At 40.9% G+C, this 16,928-nt stretch carries 15 protein-coding genes; 12 read left to right on the top strand and 3 right to left on the bottom strand.

The window, feature by feature from the left end; genetic code table 11:
- Positions 1-179 precede the first annotated feature (179 nt).
- Positions 180-671, top strand: coding sequence for an RNA polymerase sigma factor (locus tag JYB65_RS10700; RefSeq protein WP_206582668.1), 492 nt, complete (start codon positions 180-182; stop codon positions 669-671).
- Positions 658-1,518, top strand: coding sequence for an anti-sigma-V factor RsiV (gene rsiV / locus JYB65_RS10695; protein WP_206582667.1), 861 nt, complete (start codon positions 658-660; stop codon positions 1,516-1,518). The genes JYB65_RS10700 and rsiV overlap by 14 nt, the downstream gene beginning before the upstream one ends.
- 182 nt (positions 1,519-1,700) lie before the next feature.
- Here the strand turns inward: rsiV and JYB65_RS10690 are convergent, their stop codons facing one another.
- A complete protein-coding gene (locus tag JYB65_RS10690; protein WP_206582666.1) occupies positions 1,701-2,279 on the bottom strand; it encodes a hypothetical protein in 579 nt (192 codons plus the stop codon).
- A gap of 155 nt (positions 2,280-2,434) precedes the next feature.
- Between JYB65_RS10690 and JYB65_RS10685 the strand changes: the two genes are divergently transcribed.
- From JYB65_RS10685 to JYB65_RS10675, 3 genes are all read left to right on the top strand, one after another.
- Complete coding sequence (locus JYB65_RS10685) at positions 2,435-2,782, top strand: DUF551 domain-containing protein (RefSeq protein WP_206582665.1); 348 nt, start codon at positions 2,435-2,437, stop codon at positions 2,780-2,782.
- Between the two features lie 1,007 nt (positions 2,783-3,789).
- Complete coding sequence (locus tag JYB65_RS10680) at positions 3,790-4,089, top strand: hypothetical protein (RefSeq protein WP_206582664.1); 300 nt, start codon at positions 3,790-3,792, stop codon at positions 4,087-4,089.
- Between the two features lie 113 nt (positions 4,090-4,202).
- Complete coding sequence (locus JYB65_RS10675) at positions 4,203-5,228, top strand: S-layer homology domain-containing protein (protein WP_206582663.1); 1,026 nt, start codon at positions 4,203-4,205, stop codon at positions 5,226-5,228.
- A gap of 81 nt (positions 5,229-5,309) precedes the next feature.
- On the opposite strand, the gene JYB65_RS10670 is transcribed toward JYB65_RS10675, so the two are convergent.
- Together JYB65_RS10670 and JYB65_RS10665 are read right to left on the bottom strand one after the other, a co-directional pair.
- Entirely contained in the window at positions 5,310-7,145 is a 1,836-nt protein-coding gene (locus tag JYB65_RS10670) for a hypothetical protein (protein ID WP_206582662.1), read from the bottom strand.
- A 78-nt stretch (positions 7,146-7,223) separates the two neighbouring features.
- Complete coding sequence (locus JYB65_RS10665) at positions 7,224-9,536, bottom strand: glycosyltransferase (RefSeq protein ID WP_206582661.1); 2,313 nt, start codon at positions 9,534-9,536, stop codon at positions 7,224-7,226.
- 312 nt (positions 9,537-9,848) lie between these two features.
- On the opposite strand from JYB65_RS10665, the gene JYB65_RS10660 reads away from it, so the two are divergent.
- The 7 genes from JYB65_RS10660 to eutC all read left to right on the top strand — a co-directional run bounded on the left by JYB65_RS10660 (position 9,849) and on the right by eutC (position 16,917).
- Positions 9,849-10,298, top strand: coding sequence for a EutP/PduV family microcompartment system protein (locus JYB65_RS10660; RefSeq protein WP_206582660.1), 450 nt, complete (start codon positions 9,849-9,851; stop codon positions 10,296-10,298).
- Positions 10,299-10,520: 222 nt separating this feature from the next.
- On the top strand, positions 10,521-10,886 hold the full coding sequence (locus tag JYB65_RS10655; protein WP_206582659.1) for a BMC domain-containing protein: 366 nt from the start codon (positions 10,521-10,523) through the stop codon (positions 10,884-10,886).
- A 54-nt stretch (positions 10,887-10,940) separates the two neighbouring features.
- Entirely contained in the window at positions 10,941-11,522 is a 582-nt protein-coding gene (locus tag JYB65_RS10650) for an ANTAR domain-containing response regulator (RefSeq protein ID WP_206582658.1), read from the top strand.
- 16 nt (positions 11,523-11,538) lie between these two features.
- Positions 11,539-12,975: a sensor histidine kinase gene (locus tag JYB65_RS10645; protein WP_206582657.1), complete on the top strand. Its 1,437-nt coding sequence runs from the start codon at positions 11,539-11,541 to the stop codon at positions 12,973-12,975.
- A gap of 182 nt (positions 12,976-13,157) precedes the next feature.
- A complete protein-coding gene (eutA, locus tag JYB65_RS10640; RefSeq protein ID WP_206582656.1) occupies positions 13,158-14,588 on the top strand; it encodes an ethanolamine ammonia-lyase reactivating factor EutA in 1,431 nt (476 codons plus the stop codon).
- Positions 14,589-14,646: 58 nt separating this feature from the next.
- On the top strand, positions 14,647-16,017 hold the full coding sequence (locus tag JYB65_RS10635; RefSeq protein ID WP_206582655.1) for an ethanolamine ammonia-lyase subunit EutB: 1,371 nt from the start codon (positions 14,647-14,649) through the stop codon (positions 16,015-16,017).
- 15 nt (positions 16,018-16,032) lie between these two features.
- Entirely contained in the window at positions 16,033-16,917 is an 885-nt protein-coding gene (eutC, locus tag JYB65_RS10630) for an ethanolamine ammonia-lyase subunit EutC (protein WP_206582654.1), read from the top strand.
- Positions 16,918-16,928 lie beyond the last annotated feature (11 nt).

Raw genomic sequence — 16,928 nt, 5'->3', positions numbered from 1 at the left:
CAAAATAAATATAACATAAAAAACTACTAATTATTAATAATGGTTGGTAGTTTTTTGATTGGAGGCAAGCCGGGATTCGGTCTGTGAATTAATTATTCTTTAAAAATATTTATAAAAATTAAAACTTATTTCCCTCTTCATTAGTCTAAGCATATGTGAGGAGGTGAAGAGGAGCGTAAATGAACAAGAAACAGCTGTTTGAAAACTACTTAACACAACATATTGATAGCGCTTATCGTTTTGCATACACTTACGCAAAAAACCGCGAGGATGCGGAAGATATCGTGAATGAAAGTATTATAAAGGCAATAAAATCAATTCACCATTTGCAAATGCCTGAACATATTAAGCCTTGGTTTTACAAAATAATTGTCAACACCGCACTGACGTATCTGAAACGAAAATCCAAGATTTCATATTTGGATTACGAAAACGTAACGGATACAGAAGGAATAGAAGATGATTATTCCGAGCTTACCATTAACAGTTTAATTGAAAAATTAGACCTGAAATATAAAAGCATAATCGTGCTTCGTTTTTTGGAGGATATGTCGCTAAGCGAAATATCGCAGATTCTGGATATTAATGAAAACACAGTTAAAACACGGCTTTATAACGCGCTTAAATTATTAAAAGTCGATATGGAGGGCGATGAATATGAAAGATTTTAACGATTTGAAATATGACTATGAAAACATCAGAGCATCCGATGAATTAAGAGAGAGGGTTAAAAATACAATGAAAAAAGAGAACAGAAAAAATAATGTATGGAAGAGTTGTATAGGTTTGGCAGCAAGCTTGATAATCATGCTAATGCTTGTTGTTAATTTTATCCCCAGCTTTGCATATGCTATGTCAGACATACCTGTTTTTGCGCCTATCATAAAGGTAATAACCTTTGGAAGATACGAGAGTGCTGATAATGGGTATAGTGCTAAGGTTATCACTCCCAGAATAGAGGGATTGTTGGATAAAGAACTTGAAAAAAGGTTAAATGATGAATTGAAAGAAAATGCAAATGCCATTATTTTAGCCTATGAGCAGGATATCAAGCAGTTAAAAGAGGAGTTTGGCGATGAAACAGTCCACATGGGCGTTGAATCGGATTATATTATTAAAACCGACAATGAAAACATATTGGCGCTCGATGTCTATTTACTCAATGTCGCGGGTTCCTCCTCGACAAAGCATACTTTTTATAACTTAGACAAAAAAACAGGTGAGCTGCTAACCTTGAAAGGGTTGTTCAAGGACCATGCTGATTATGTAACCGTATTAAGTGATTATATCAAGAATGAAATGATTAGGCGAAATCAGGAGGAACAAGGGCTGTTTTGGATAGATGGTGAAACAGAGAATTTCGAGGGTTTTAAACAGATTAAGGCGGATCAAAATTTCTATATAAACAATGACGGCCAGATCGTGATATGCTTTGATAAATATGATGTCGCTGCCGGTGCACAGGGAAGTCCCGAATTTGTTATTCCTGATAACATAGTAAAAGCTATATTGAAATAACAGGGATAGCCCCTAACTTTTTAAAAGAAAAGAGACTTTCGAGTCTCTTTTTTCTTTTGCCTGGGGATAAGACGAGAAGTCATGGAGTGAGGGAGAAATATTGAGTAGGGAATTACCCTACTCTTTCTATTTTTATCCAACAATTTCTAGGAGCAGATGCAGTACAAGAGACTGGTTTCAACTTATTCTGTTCTAATTCTGTCGGCCATTATATAATCCTGTAGACCTTGTGCATAATAGCCTCCTAATACAGTTGAATAAGATAAAAGCCTATCGAATATATCTATAGAAGCTGCATAATTTTTTGTTATAAATGTCGTTATTTCTTCTAGAATTAAACTCAAGTAAGTATACCTTAAATTACGCATTTCGGTTTGTGTCCAAAATGGATTAGCTTTTGCAAGTAAAGCTGCAACCATGTCAGCATTGCTATATATTTGCTTTATATTATCATTTACGGCAGCAATATCACCTCTTACTTGAGCATCAATTAAATTTTTTATTAATGAAATTTGCAAATTTAATAAATCTATATATTGGGTGGACATATCATCTCCAAAAAATAATCTAATTGTGTTTCCAAGTTCTGTTGGTATTTTACTTAATCTATCCGATATAAATTCGCGATCGCCTAGACCCGTATAAGTACTAATTAGATAAAGTCTAGAAAAAGTGGCGAATTCTTTCCATGCATTCGATAAACGAACAATTATGTTTATTTGCCAAGAAGGTATACCTTCATACTGTTGTTTGCATACCATATTAATACTCCTAACATGAATTAAAGTTTAATTAATCAGATTATTAATATGTTTTTCTATTTCTAATTGTTAATAAATGATCCTATATTCTATTTTGTTACTGTTAATATGGGGAATGATGCTTGCAGCTAAGTCTATGAAAGTGAGGTGGACATATGAGAGAAGTGCAAAATACGATAGAAATTTTAAACCGAGTATTAGGAGATCTTTACAGCACATCTATAAAAGTTATAGTTCCAAAAAAGGAAAAAGAGGAAGCTCACGTAGCGATTAGTGCGGCAATTGAAGCGTTGATTGAAGCAAATGAAAACTGGATTCCTTGCAGTGAAAGGTTACCGGAATCTGGCGAAAGGGTGTTATTCAGTACAGAAACATTTGTAGGTGAAGGTTTTATAGATCTAAGCGGAGAATGGCGTCGTGATGGCCTTCTATTAGGTAAGTTGTATGGGGATATAATCGCATGGCGGCCATTGTCAAAACCGTACAAAGAGTTGATTGAATAAAGTACGATGTTACACATAAAGGCCCATCTAAAAATTAGATGGGCCTGAAAATTATTAAAAGCAACGACGGCATCCACTACGGCGACGGCATGACCTTCTTGATCTGCATCTATTGCGTGATGAAAACATAATAATACCCCCCTTCAAAGGTAGGTCTATAATCATGTTATTCAATAAAATACAAATAGTTACAAAAAACAAGATAAGCCTTATGAAGCTATATATCTATCAAAACAATTGTGAGACACTTTTAAAGTAGTAGGGTCTTCATAATATGTGCAATCAGCGCGAATACAACAATAAAAAAATAAAGAGTTACATACTGTATAAAAGTATATATCTCTTTATTTTCAATTTCTAAAGGAGAAAACTTACAATCTATGATGGTATTATGACCATTAAATAGATTATTTATACATAGAATTACCACTTAAAGTTGCAAAAAATAAAACATTATGATTCCAACGAAGGGATACAGTTCCCGTATAACTTAGCTTAAATCAGCCACTTATAAAATGTTGGAATCAAATGTTTATGAATATAGTATTTATTTTTCATGAGTTTCTATTCCTAATACTTCATAAAATTATTAGGAAATTTTTTGATTACTTTTCTTTCTTTTCGACCAATGATACAGCTTCTAACAGATATCGGTTTGATGATGCCCAAACGGCATCATTTTTAGCAAATTCCTGAGAATCCCACGTACAAATAACTTTTTCAGTCATATAAGAGTTAAAAAATCACATTTAAATATATAAGGAGAAATAGTATGGAAGACAAAGAATTGCAAAAAATAAAAGAAATAGAAATGGCAATTATGTTTGACAAACTATCGGACGATAAACGACAAAGAGCGGTCGGTATCATTGGGATTATTGCTTGCTTCTGAAATAATTGAAAAATTATCTAAAAAATTACAAAATTGGGTTGAAAGAAAATAATTTTAACGTGATAATAGAAAATAGTTATAAAGGAAAGAATTATTTGTAAAGAGGGTTAATTGGATGGACTTAGTAAAAGCTAAATTAATAGAAGCAGATATGGAGTGGAAAAAGTTCCTGCTTGATAAGGAGCTAATCGTAGGCCGTGCAGGGGAACGTTACCATCTCGTTGGTTTTGACGGGGATATGAACGAGCTTTGCAAAGTAGCTTGGGAAAATAAAGGTGAAGAGCACGAATACGAATCGCTTAAAGAGCTCCAAATGGCTGTTCAATTAGGAAATCATGGTTTTGGCTTCGCCGCCAAAGAAATAGAGATACTTGCGTTGATTAAACTAGAGAATACCGATGGAAAATTACACTAGCGTTCCTTGCAAAATTTAAACGAGTATATAATGGGAACAATTCCCGCGATATCTGAGTCTAACTTGATATAAGCCGGCAAATAAACACCAATGAAGACACAGGAGGGTTTTATATGAAGTTGAGAATTTCAGTAATTTTGATGACAGTGGTTTTACTTATTTTAGGTTCTTTTTCCTTTGCGCAGGCTGCCGTTCAAGGCAGCGAGGCATCGGCCGCGAACTTTAGCGATATTTCAAAGCACTGGTCAAAGGACGCAGTACAAAATCTAATGATGAAAAAGGCAATACCTTTTAATGGCGATCAGTTCTTTCCGAATAAGGCTGTGGAAAGGAGCGAATTTGCAATAATGCTTCATAATGCATTGGATATTCAAATAGAATATTTAATGGCACCAAAAATAACGGATTATTTCGATGATGTCGAACAGGATGCTGCGTATACATCAGCGGTTATCGATCTTGTTACTGCCAATATCTTGGAAGGCAAGGGGAGTTTTAAGCCGGATGGAACGTTAACAAGAGAAGAAATGATTCATTTTATTATGCAGGCATACAAGTACAAAATGGGTGACGATTATGCACTGATTAAAATCGCTCCGGCGACGTTCGCAGATACGGATAAGATTTCTCCTGAATACAGCGGAGAAGTGGCGAGAGCACAGCACTATAACCTGATTGCGGGAGACGGCAGTAATCTGTTTAACCCTCAAGGGACAGCAACCAGAGCTGAAACAGCGGTTGTTATAAACAGGCTGATTGAACTGCTTGATGGGCAGCAGAGCCAAAAGGTAACGGTAACCCCTGAAGCTACTGTTAAAGACGATTCTATCGTGATGAAGATTACCCTGAAAAATAATTCAGGGAAGGACGTCTATATAGAAAATACTTCGGGACAGAAGTTGGATTTCGAACTTTTGGATGGAGATAAAAATCCACTTTACCGATGGTCTGCCGACAAAGCCTTTACGCTGGCACTGATGACCACAAAAGTGGAAGCAGGGGAGACACTGGAATTCAGTGATACGTTATCAGGAGAACAATATAAGGCCATAAAGGATAAAATCGTTTATATGAAAGGATACATAATCGGAACTGCAGATTTTATTAATGCGGAAGGTTATGAGATCAAGATAAAATAAGAGATCCTATTTAAAAACAAAAAAGAGACTTTAAAAGTCTCTTTTTTATTTACTTAAAAGCAGGATAAAACTCCATGAGAATTAGAAAAAAGTCTCCTTAATGGGGTAAATCCCGGTTATATCTCCGGTTTTACCGTAGTCTCTCAAAAAGGCAGCAATATTGCTGTCGCTTTCCAGAACCACCAGATAATCGTATCCCTTCAATTGATCAAGGAAGGCTGATTTATCCAATTCATAGATTGCATCGACCTTCGGAGCAAAAAGAAAATATCTTGCAGAGTACTGTAAATAATAGTTGCTGATTTGGCTGTCGGTATCGGAGGCGTAGAACAGATAGCTTTGCTGATCTTCACCGGACCAATTGTCTCCGACCAAGTGCTCTATTTTTCCCGGAAGAGAATACGGGTATGAAAACTTCATACTAGTCATGCCGTTGACTTCCGATAATAAAATGATAACGGCGGCGGACACGAGAATAACCGTAGCAACCTCATAGGCATTTTTGGTTAGTAAACTTTTAAATGCCATGACGTTTCGTTTTTCTCCTTGCTGAATATAGAAGGAGTTTTCCGTATCGTGAACACCGAAAAGTGCTAGGATACCGATCATAAAGACAACGATGCTGGAAGCATAACGCTCAAAGCCTGCCAGAATCAGTGCTTCCTCCGTAGGCATGGTATAGATGAACATGGAGAGAATCCCTGCATAATACAGAACGACCGCTATATCAACCCAGAATAGCACCTTAATAAGGCCCCATCTCTGCTTAAATAACAGCCGTGCCGTCAAGCAAGCGGCAAGGGCCAACAGCTGAAACAACACGATCCCTCGGGTGGATAGGCTGCCGGGACTGAATACCGCTTGGGAGAAACGTTGTACAATGGCCGCCTTAATCTCAGGTGTCTTTTCAGAGGAAATCTCGTTAAAATTCTCTACACTCATAGTATGTTTTGTCGTTTCCCCCTTAAACGCAATGGAGGTATGAAGATTCCATGCTGCGAAAGTCGTTAAAGATACCGCAATGGTTAGCACAGCAAGAAGCAGGGCCTTTGCTTTCTTCCCCTTGTATTTCTTGTTTGACAGTGCAAGGTACAGCAGGTACACATAACAAATAACGGCAAAGAAAAGCCCGCTGTTTTTTACGATGACAAGTAAGGCTAGAATCGGTGCGCTGACAATGCAAGCTCTTTTCCAGTCATTTCGGTAGACAAACAAAACGGTGATAACCGACAGAGCCAGCAGCGGAAGCAAAAAATCCACCAATAGATTATTGATCCGTATAGATATATTAAAGAAAGTCATTGCGGCGCAGCAGAGAGCAAGCCCGCTGCAAAGCAAAAACCGCTTGGTATCACGGATGATGCCGAACATAGCGTAGAAACAGGAAAAAATAAGCATGGACTGCCCCACGAGCATGACTCCCTGCGTGTTGCCGACGATTCGGCATACATAATATAAAAACACAGAGCTTCCAAGCGGATAGGTCTTAAAATCAATGAGAGCAGATGCTGCATTGGGAAACGCATCATGGATCAGCATATATTTGACCACAAGCCCCCAGTGGGAAAAGTTGTCATAATGAATATATTGTGTGCTAATCAAGGAAATGAAAATTATTCCAAAGCCGAGACCGTATAGGAAATTCAGAAGATTAAAAGCCTTCAGCCCGAACACACTTTTTTCCCTTATAATATAAAAATATATAAAAAATCCAAGCCCGCAAAAAAAGATTCCATAGGCGACATAGGACAGTATTCCAATCAGTCCCGCAAAATATAGAATACAGGATAGAGTGGAAAAGGTGAAGATCCAGCTGAATTTAGACTGAATCCAAAGAGTTTGCCTTACAAGCATAATATAGCCCAGGAATGACAGCAGCAGAATTAAAAAACTTAAGCTTGTTGCGATTAATAACATTGTGATATTCTCCATTTCATCAGGATACGGATTTAAAGGATAAATTTTTTCTGGCTTCGATTGCTGACCGTTATCTCCTTACAGATCGAGCCTTTCAGCTTCTTTTGCAGCCAGCACCAATTTTTCCTTCTGACGGTCATCACTCCACTGATGTAAGAGGTGTTTGAAGGCGGGATGATAGGCTAGTTCCTGCCAATTCACCACCTTCATTAGAAGGCCTTCTCTGCTGCTTGTCTGCTCTTCTTTGACTGGCTCAAGAATGAGTACCAGTCCTTCTTGTAACGTGCAGGTGTGCCGGATAGAATCCGTGCCTCGGAAGGAAAAATCGGCTACAAACGTATATCTGTAATTAAAATCCACCAGAAGTGCTCGACTGCCATCATCAAAATTGAGGGGATGATGCAGCTCAATCCGGGGCAGTGCCCGCATGTCCATTTTTTGTTTTTCCATACGGCTGCTCACATTGTTAGCCAAATCGTCGAAGGCACTGATCCAGACATTCAGTTTAGTAGGGAGAGAATGCATTCGGTCATACACGATCTGCATGTATTGTCTGCGATTTTCTGCATCGAGAGCCTGAATGTTCACGCCATAATACCACTTGCTGCCGGATTGTTTTACATAAGTCACAAACCCTTGGAAAACAGCTCGGTAGCGATGGTTGTATACGAGAAAAGAAATAGGCCGATCAGGCGGGATATATTCCGGGTTATCCAGTGAAAAAGCCAATCCGCCCTCCGATACGTTCACGGTGCACGCGTTGAGCGTACGGTTATCGTAGGATACCTGCAGTGGCATGACCGCATCAAAACGCTCGCTCTTGCGGTATATTTTTCTTCCGCACATGAAGAAAACAGCGTAACTAAGATTAATGACGTTATAGATCAGCCAGAAAATAATGATGCTGCTGTAAATCAACGCCATACCGTACTTGCCGCTGGTGAAGCGAATGAGCGCCGCTATTGACAGACCGAGCAAAAATAGATGCGGGATGGCATAATGGAGAGAAAACTCCTTTTCACGCTCCTCTCTGTTTTTGCGGGTCACTTTAAATTTTTTCTGACGAATGCCCAATGTCTCCATGATAACGGGAAGAACCAGATAAGGAGCCAATATGGTATCAATAATTTGACACCAGCGCTGATTTCGTGTGTCACTGGACAGACTGCGCATAGCGATACTGTAAAATAGGTGCGATGGGCCCCAGAACGCAATCAAATCCCAAAAGCCGCATACGGCGATACGCACGCCAAACAAGGCGAATAAAATAGGGGCCATCGTAAAGATGATACGGCGGGCGAAAGACCACCAGTAGGAATGGCTGACCATATAACTGATTCGTGCCGATATCGACAGCCCTTTGTTAAAAGGAACGTTGCAATTGCGTATGCTCTGGATAACCCCTCTTGCCCAGCGAACCCGCTGGGAAATCATCGTTTTGATAGAAGTCGGTGTCAGGCCGCTGGCCAGCACTTCTGTCGTCGCATAGGTCGTATAACCGAGGCTTTGAATTTTGATGCCGGTTTCAAAGTCTTCCGTAATGGTATCGGTAGGGAAGCCTCCGATCTCCTCCAAAGCGCGGCGTGCCAGAACGGTATTCGAGCCGGTATAGGCAGCAGCATTGGAGCTGTTGCGCATCACGTTCACTTCTTTGGTGAAAAAATCCTGTTCATTGGGAATATTGCGCTCGGCAAACAGATTGTACTGAAATAAATCCGGATTATAAAAGCTCTGTGGCGTTTGAATAAAGCCAATGCGGTAGGATTTGTCGATCTCTTCCGGCTGTCGTTTCACCCACTTGCCGTCCGATGCCTTTTTCATCAACGGTAAACAAAAATAAGGCACCGATTTCATTAAAAAGCTGCTTCTCGGAATCATATCCGCATCAAAGGTCACTACCAGCGGTGACTTGGTTTGGGATAACGCATTGTTTAAATTCCCCGATTTTGCATGCTTATTGTTAGCGAGACCGAGGTAACCCACTCCGAGCTGATTTGCAAGAGCCGCTACTTCTTTACGATTCCCGTCGTCGCACAAGTAGATGTGAACTTTATTTTTGTCGGGATAGTCCATGAATGTGCAAGCGTTGACGGTATTGTATAAAAGCTCTATCGGTTCATTGTGAGTCGCTACAAATACATCCACATGAGGATACCACTGAGTGGGAATTTCCGGAAGTTCCAGCTCAAACTCTTTGTTTTTTCGCCAAAACAGTTCAAAAGTACCCAAGGCAGAGATAATTTCACTGTGAAGAAGCAAGATTCCCATAATCAGGGCAAAGACACCCCCGTTAAACGGCAGGGTAAAAATCAATCGCCACAGCAAATAGACACTCATCGATATGGTAGCACAGATAAAAATCAGGCTTTGCAGTTTCTTTTTTTCTAACAACTTATTTAGCACCTCAACATAAACTCAAATGGAGTTAAAATTTTATATAGTTACCATCTCTTGTGCTAAAAAGGAACTCAGTACAAGAGATGGAAAATTTTGTCGTATTTTGTCGTAATTCATCGCAATATGCATTATTATAGCAGAAGAAATGAGACCGAACAAGCTGAATAAAGCTGGAAAAAAGGAGTTCTCAATAACTGAAAATTAATGGTGAAAAACAAAGGGGGTATGCTATAATGAGCACAATAGATTAAACTCGGCTTTGCCGGGGATTATAAAGGAAACAGAGGAATATATTGGAGGCAATGGATGCAAATACGGAAGAAATGCATTATGTTTGTTGGGCGGTCCCAAGCGGGGAAAACCACGCTGGCGCAATACCTGACGAACCGGCAGCTCAACTATCATAAAACGCAGACGGTAGAGGTAATAGACGGTCATTTAATCGATACACCCGGCGAGTACGTAGAGCAGAGAGGCTTTTATGGTGCTCTTTCTGTAACAGCTGCGAACGCAGATGCAGTGGCATTGGTTCAATCCGCAGTCGAAGAGGGAACAATGTTTGCGCCAAGCTTTGGCACGATGTTTGGCGGAAAGCCTGCTGTCGGAATCGTGACGAAAATAGATATGGCAACGGAAGAGCAGATCGAAAGAGCAGACAGATATTTAAAAGAAGCAGGCGCCGCAATCTGTTTTAAGGTGAGCAGTGTAACAGGGCAAGGTATGCCAGACTTGGACAAGTGGATACAAGCCTTATAACTTGAGCACTTAATAATTTTCAAATAATTTGGAACAAAATGAAAGGATTATATTGACAAATTAATGGAAGTTGATTACTATAAAAATATAACTTAAGAGAGCACTGTACGGCGTAGTGTGGGGCTCGGAAACGAAAAGGATTGCGATGTAGCGCCTAGCCATAGTTTTGGCTTGGGTGCTTTTTTTGTCCAATCATGTAATAAGTAGCATTTGAAAACATCAATGCTGAAAGGACGTGAGGCATTGGAAGAAAGCAAACAACGAATTATACAAGAATTTGTTCCGGGTAAACAAGTCACTTTAGCACATGTCATTGCAAATCCAATCAAAGATTTATATCCTAAATTAGGAATGATCCAAGATCAAGGAGCTATTGGCATACTCACAATTACTCCAAGCGAAGGAGCTATGATTGCAGCAGATGTCGCATCAAAAGCAGCCAATATTTCAATTGGTTTTGTAGACCGTTTCAACGGATCGTTGGTCATATTAGGAGATGTTTCTGCGGTAGAAGCGGGAATACGGGACGTTATGAGCATGCTTTGTGATAAAATGGGATTTGCAAGAACCGAAATCAGTAGATCGTGATGGAGGCAGACCAAAAACCGTTGAACGTACAGCGGTGAATGCTAGGAGTTAAGCATGAGGGAAAAGGAAAAAAAGGAAATCCGGATTGTCATCGCTGAAGATGAGCCTATTACCAGGATGGATTTAAAAGAAATGCTGGTAGTTGCCGGATACAGTGTTGTCGGTGAGGCATCAGAAGGTTTTGATGCGATTGAAATTTGCAAAAAAGAAAAACCTGATGTAGTTATTTTAGATATTAAGATGCCTTTACTGGATGGATTATCCGCCGCGAAAGTAATAACAGAAGAAAAAAATGCAGGCACAATAATACTCTTAACGGCTTACAGCGACGAGGAGTTTATTAATCGTGCCACGAAAATAGGCGTTTCCGGTTATATTGTGAAACCCATTGATGAACGAGCTTTGGTACCAAATATTGAAATTGCTGTAGCGAGAAGCAGAGAAATTCAGCAGGTTAAAAAGCAATGTGAACTTATTGCTGAACGTCTGGAAAATCGCACAATTATTGAAAAAGCGAAAGGACAATTAATGGTATCAATGAGTTTATCTGAAAATGAGGCTTATGAGTATATAAAAAATTTGAGCAAAGAAAAAAAAGTTTCCATGAAACGCATCGCGGAAATTATATTGGCTTAGAGGGATAGGGGTAACAATGCCGGATACTATAGAAAAATTATGCAAAGAGTATACATATTTAACAGATGAAGAAATCGAAACGATTAAGAAAGTAGGGGTGAGCCTTCAAATTATGGCAAATTTGGAGGATGCGGACTTTTTTATTGACTGTCTTACGACGGACGAGACAACCGCTATTGTAGTGGCTGAGGCGAAGCCTCAAAATGTTCCGTCATCGTACAAGAAATCAGTAGTAGGACTTTTGGCGGAGCCGCAAAATGAACCGGCTGTTGCCAGAACTTTTAAACTGGGCTTGCCTACGAAGCAAATGAAAGCTGTTACGCAGGAATATGCAAATGTCATACAGACAGTGGAACCGATTTGGCATGACAATCATGTGATTGGTGTATTGATTGAAGAGAAAAATGCGGATGAAAACAGTGAAATGCGTGATCGAATTCGGTTCACAGAGCAAAGCTATGCAAAACTTGCCAATGTGTTGACCAGACTGGATAAGGAAAGTTCTTGGCTGGCGGATTGCATCGATGAAGCGGTTATCTTAGTGGATATGAATGGCTATGTAAGCTATAGAAATAAAATAGCCCGTAAATTGTATCAAAAATTGGGGTACACGGTAGACATCTTAGGGCAGCCTTACCGGTGTATGGCATTGCATGGTTCGAACTTAGAGTGGTTTGACCAAGATGCGAATTACTCCGGTATAGAAGTAAATACGGCCGATTTGACCTTGACTGTGAAACAAATATCTTTAAAAAGCAACAATGTGGACTTTGCGGTAATGATACAAGACATCACGCATATCCGAGAAAAGGAAAAAGAGCTTATTTTAAAATCGGTCGCAATAAAGGAAATGCATCATCGTGTGAAAAACAGTCTGCAAACGATAGCAAGCCTACTTCGTTTGCAAGGGCGAAGAACGAAGAGCTCAGAGGCAAAAAAGGTGTTGGATGAAAGCATGAACCGTATACTGGCTATTGCCAGCACCCATAAGTTATTAGCAAAGGTAGGCGTCGATCAAGTTAACATTCGAGATGTGTTAGAGCATATTAAAGACAATACCATTCGTTATTTTCTGAAGCCTACGACAGATGTCACGGTAGAAATCAGAGGAGACGGTTTCCAAGTAGATTCAGAGATTTCGACTTCAGTGGCTCTTGTGGTGAGTGAACTGTTACATAATTCATTGCAATATGCATTTGATGACGGAAAAGTCGGCGGGAAAATAACAATCGAAATTGAAAATGACGGAAGGCAATCCTGTATATCCGTAACCGATAATGGAAAAGGCTTTGATATCAACAACGTAAAGGAAGACAGCTTAGGTTTAAGTATTGTTTTCTCCATTGTAAAAGACAAATTAAAGGGCACCATTAACGTGAGATCCAATGAGGAAGGAACGAGTATTGCCTTTGACTTCAAAAATAAAATAACCACAATAGATAATGTGACGTAGCATTATCCTTATGCTAAGCGATGCAGCTTAGGTACAGAATTTATTTCTGTGTCTAAGCTGCTTTTTTTACGCACTTAACCTCATGCCCAAGCAAAGGTCTGGTAGGTGCTATACGGGAATTCCCATAGGAGAAATCGCTTTCAGAAGGACAACAAGAAAGCGCACAGAAAGGAGGAAGCAAGGTGAAAGAAGTGGTGACCAGCGTTGGCATTGACATCGGAACTTCTACAACACAGTTGATTTTCAGCAAGCTGACAATTGAAAACCGAGCCGCAGGGTATATGGTCCCGAAAGTTGAAATCGTGGATAAAGAGGTGGTTTATTGCAGCGACATTTATTTTACTCCGTTGATATCCAATACGGAAATTGACGGAGAAAAAGTCAGTGCCATGATACGTGCGGAATATGAGAAAGCGGGAATAAAGCCGGAAGAGGTCAGTACCGGTGCTGTCATTATAACCGGGGAAACCGCGAGGAAGCAAAATGCCAACACGGTTTTAAGCAGCCTGAGTGACTTGGCGGGGGATTTTGTTGTAGCCACAGCCGGGCCTGATTTGGAATCCGTACTGTCGGGCAGGGGAGCCGGAGCAGACACGTTTAGCGAAGAGAATAGAAATGTAGTGGCCAATCTTGATATAGGGGGAGGAACGACCAATATAGCTGTGTTCCGCAAAGGGAGCTTGGCCGGAGTGACCTGTTTGGATATCGGGGGGCGTCTGATTAAAATTGAGAACGGAAAAATCAGTTATATTTACAGTAAAATTCAAGAACTGGCAAGAGAAAAAGGGATTGATATTCACGTAGGGGATGCAGCAGAAATGCAGACGTTAGAGAAAATATGCCGGCTCATGGCTTACGAACTAAAATCGGCGCTGCACCTGTCTGAAAAATCTGATTATCATCAAAAATTGTATACCAATGAAGGGAAGGGGCTGGGAGAAGAACTTCGGGTCGATGCACTGACTTTTTCCGGCGGAGTGGCGAATTATGTGTATGAACCTACGGATGAAGACGTTTTCAGGTATGGTGACGTAGGCATTCTTTTGGGGACGGCTATTGCTGAATGCGGAATTTTAGAGTCCGTAGAGTGTTATCGTTCAGAGGAAACGATCCGGGCTACGGTGGTGGGGGCAGGAACCCACACCACGGAAATCAGCGGGAGCACTATTTTCTATCAAAGAGATCAACTGCCGATTAAAAATATTCCCGTACTCAAGCTGTCCAAATTGGATGAAGAGACTCCTCAATCGGTCAGCTCGACGATAAAAGCGCAACTGCCGATTTTCCAACAAGAAGGGAAAAAAGAAGCAGTGGCCATTGCTCTTTCAGGGCAACCTTACGGGGGATTTGAAAAGGTTCAGGAGCTTGCTGCGGCTATTATTGAAGGCGCAGAGGCGTTGATAAAAGAAAAGCCGCCGCTTATTGTCATTCTCGAATCAGATATCGGAAAGGCCTTGGGAAATGCACTCTATGTGCGGCTTGCGAAAGAGAAGGATGTCATTTGTATTGACGGGGTTCGAAGCAAAAGCGGAGATTATATCGATATAGGGGAGCCGGTAGGGGGCGGATACGTCCTTCCTGTCGTCGTGAAAACCCTGATTTTTAATTCGTAGATCACTCCACTTTTGGAGTTATCAATAAAGAGGAAAGGAAAAAAGAGAAGGTGAAAGCATGATACTGAGAACAAAGCTATTTGGACACAACTATGAGTTTAAATCACTCAGAGAAGTAATGGCCAAGGCAAACGAAGAAAAATCCGGAGACAGACTTGCCGGCATTGCCGCTGAATCTGCGGAAGAAAGAGTGGCCGCAAAGGTAGTATTATCACACATTCCGTTGTCAGAAATAAGAAACAACCCGGCCGTTCCGTACGAGGAGGATGAGGTAACCCGTATCATTCAAGATGCAGTGAATGAATCCATTTACAATGAGTTGAAGCATATGACGGTTGCCGAATTCCGGGAATGGCTTTTAGACGAAAAAACAACGCCATCTATGATTCGCAGGGCATCCAGAGGGATAACCAGTGAAGTGGTTGCGGCAACATGCAAGCTGATGAGTAACTTAGATTTGATCTATTGCGCAAAAAAAATGCGGGTATCTGCCCACTGCAATACAACCATCGGCCTTCCGGGAACCTTTTCATCCCGTTTGCAGCCCAATCATACGACGGATGATCCCAAGGGTATCATGGCTTCGGTTATGGAAGGTTTAAGCCTGGGCTGCGGAGATGCTGTAATCGGGCTGAACCCGGTTGACGATTCGGTAGAAAGTGTTGCAAGAATCCTAAAGAGCTTTGACGAATTCAAAAATAAATGGGAAGTACCTACACAAATTTGTGTGCTGGCTCACGTTACCACCCAGACAGAGGCAGCGGATAAGTTTAATGCGCCAATCGATTTAATGTTCCAGTCCATCGCAGGCTCCCAGAAAGGGAATGAAGCATTTGGACTTACTGCAGCTATGTTACAGGAAGGGCATGACATGATGCTGAAAAAAGGAACTTGTACAGGGCCTAACGTGATGTACTTTGAAACTGGGCAAGGATCAGAATTATCTTCCGAAGCCCATCATGGATGGGATCAGGTAACGATGGAGGCTCGTTGCTATGGGTTTGCAAAGAAATATAATCCTTTCTTAGTCAATACCGTTGTCGGATTTATCGGGCCGGAATATTTATATGACTCCAAACAAGTAATCCGTGCGGGATTGGAAGATCACTTTATGGGCAAATTGACCGGCATTCCTATGGGCTGCGATGCTTGCTATACCAATCATATGAAGGCGGACCAGAATGATATTGAAAACCTGGCTACCCTATTAGTTGCAGCAGGTTGCAACTACATCATGGGAGTCCCTCAGGGAGACGATTGCATGCTGATGTATCAGTGCACAGGATATCATGAAGCCGCTGCACTCAGAGAAGTATTTGGACTGCGTCCAATTAAAGAATTTGATTTATGGCTTGAAAAAATGGGTTTTTCTGAAAATGGAAAACTAACTCCGCTTGCAGGAGATGCTTCGGTATTTATGAGGAAATAGAAAGGAGGTCTCAACATGGAACAGATCGATTTAAAACAGCTGATAGAACAAGTGATTAAAGATATGAAGCTAGCAGATGCACCGGTGGAAAAAGCTGCTGCGCTGGCGCCCGATCAAGAACATACGGTATCGGAGGACGGCTTCATTCCGGATGTAACAGAGGTGGATATTCGAACGCAATATCTTGTAAAGAACCCTGAAAACGGAGAAGCTTACTATGAATTAAAGCAATATGCACCTTGCCGGTTAGGGATCGGTAAAGCAGGCGGACGATATAAAACAGATCCGCTGCTTCAATTCAGAGCGGCTCATTCCGCCGCACAAGATGCGGTTTTCAGCGATGTAGATGCTGAATTTGTTGAAAGAATGAATCTCTTTACTGTAGCCACCCAGTGCGATAGTAAAGACACCTATTTGACGAGACCGGACTTAGGCAGAAAGCTTGCACCGGAATCGGTACAAATCGTGAAAGAAAAGTGCAAAAAAAATCCTACGGTGCAGATTTATGTGGCAGATGGTTTATCTTCCGCTTCCGTAGCTGCCAATGTGAAGGATTTGCTTCCGTCTATTCTTCAAGGTTTGCAGAGCCATGGCATTGATACGGGAACACCGTTCTTTGTCAAATACGGAAGAGTCGGCGTAATGGATGAGATTTCGGAACTTACCGGAGCAGAAGTGACGTGCACCTTAATCGGTGAACGGCCGGGCTTGATTACAGCAGAATCCATGAGCGCATACATAGCCTATAAAGCAACGGTGGGGATGCCGGAGGCGAGAAGAACAGTCGTGTCCAATATTCATAGAGCAGGGACTCTGCCGGTTGAAGCAGGAGCCCATATTGCAGATATTATAAAGCTTATGCTTGAGAAAAAAGCAAGCGGAACCAATTTGAAATTGTAATAAGGGAGGAT

Origin of the sequence: Clostridium aminobutyricum (assembly GCF_017255415.1) — a bacterium.
Classification (GTDB): Bacteria; Bacillota; Clostridia; order Peptostreptococcales; family Anaerovoracaceae; genus Aminipila; species Aminipila aminobutyrica.
This window is presented reverse-complemented; position numbering and strand designations above follow the sequence as displayed.

Excerpts from the sequence above, each read along its gene's own strand:
- JYB65_RS10700 (WP_206582668.1), top strand. The coding sequence starts at position 180 with ATGAACAAGAAACAGCTGTTTGAAAACTACTTAACACAACATATTGAT.
- rsiV (WP_206582667.1), top strand. The coding sequence starts at position 658 with ATGAAAGATTTTAACGATTTGAAATATGACTATGAAAACATCAGAGCA.
- JYB65_RS10690 (WP_206582666.1), bottom strand. The coding sequence starts at position 2,279 with ATGGTATGCAAACAACAGTATGAAGGTATACCTTCTTGGCAAATAAAC.
- JYB65_RS10685 (WP_206582665.1), top strand. The coding sequence starts at position 2,435 with ATGAGAGAAGTGCAAAATACGATAGAAATTTTAAACCGAGTATTAGGA.
- JYB65_RS10680 (WP_206582664.1), top strand. The coding sequence starts at position 3,790 with ATGGACTTAGTAAAAGCTAAATTAATAGAAGCAGATATGGAGTGGAAA.
- JYB65_RS10675 (WP_206582663.1), top strand. The coding sequence starts at position 4,203 with ATGAAGTTGAGAATTTCAGTAATTTTGATGACAGTGGTTTTACTTATT.
- JYB65_RS10670 (WP_206582662.1), bottom strand. The coding sequence starts at position 7,145 with ATGTTATTAATCGCAACAAGCTTAAGTTTTTTAATTCTGCTGCTGTCA.
- JYB65_RS10660 (WP_206582660.1), top strand. The coding sequence starts at position 9,849 with ATGCAAATACGGAAGAAATGCATTATGTTTGTTGGGCGGTCCCAAGCG.
- JYB65_RS10655 (WP_206582659.1), top strand. The coding sequence starts at position 10,521 with ATGCTGAAAGGACGTGAGGCATTGGAAGAAAGCAAACAACGAATTATA.
- JYB65_RS10650 (WP_206582658.1), top strand. The coding sequence starts at position 10,941 with ATGAGGGAAAAGGAAAAAAAGGAAATCCGGATTGTCATCGCTGAAGAT.
- JYB65_RS10645 (WP_206582657.1), top strand. The coding sequence starts at position 11,539 with ATGCCGGATACTATAGAAAAATTATGCAAAGAGTATACATATTTAACA.
- JYB65_RS10635 (WP_206582655.1), top strand. The coding sequence starts at position 14,647 with ATGATACTGAGAACAAAGCTATTTGGACACAACTATGAGTTTAAATCA.
- eutC (WP_206582654.1), top strand. The coding sequence starts at position 16,033 with ATGGAACAGATCGATTTAAAACAGCTGATAGAACAAGTGATTAAAGAT.